1 pseudogene is annotated in these 278 nt (G+C 68.3%); it reads right to left on the bottom strand.

Annotated elements, in window-relative coordinates:
* Positions 1-232, bottom strand: a pseudogene (locus LB450_RS13640) (alpha/beta fold hydrolase); the annotation flags it as partial.
* Positions 233-278 lie beyond the last annotated feature (46 nt).

Genomic DNA, 278 nt, shown 5'->3' with positions numbered 1-278 from the left:
ATTTCATCGCGTCGAGCGGCTGCCCCGGACCGAACAGCTGGCCGGCAAAGGTCGGCGTCAGCATGCTGGCGGCCGATCCGCCGGAGCCGTGCAGCACCAGCACCGGCTGCCCGGTCGGTGCGCCGACCGTGGTGTAGTGCAGCCGCAGTTCCGGCATCACCTCGCCGCCGTGGAACTTGAAGTCCTTTGCGATCCACTCGCCATCCTGCGGCGCGGGATAGTCTGCAGCCATGACCGGTACCGCTATCGAGACGAGAGCGGCCACAAGCGCCGCGCAC

Source organism: Psychroflexus curvus, from assembly GCF_020164585.1.
GTDB lineage: Bacteria > Bacteroidota > Bacteroidia > Flavobacteriales > Flavobacteriaceae > Psychroflexus > Psychroflexus curvus.
This window is presented reverse-complemented; position numbering and strand designations above follow the sequence as displayed.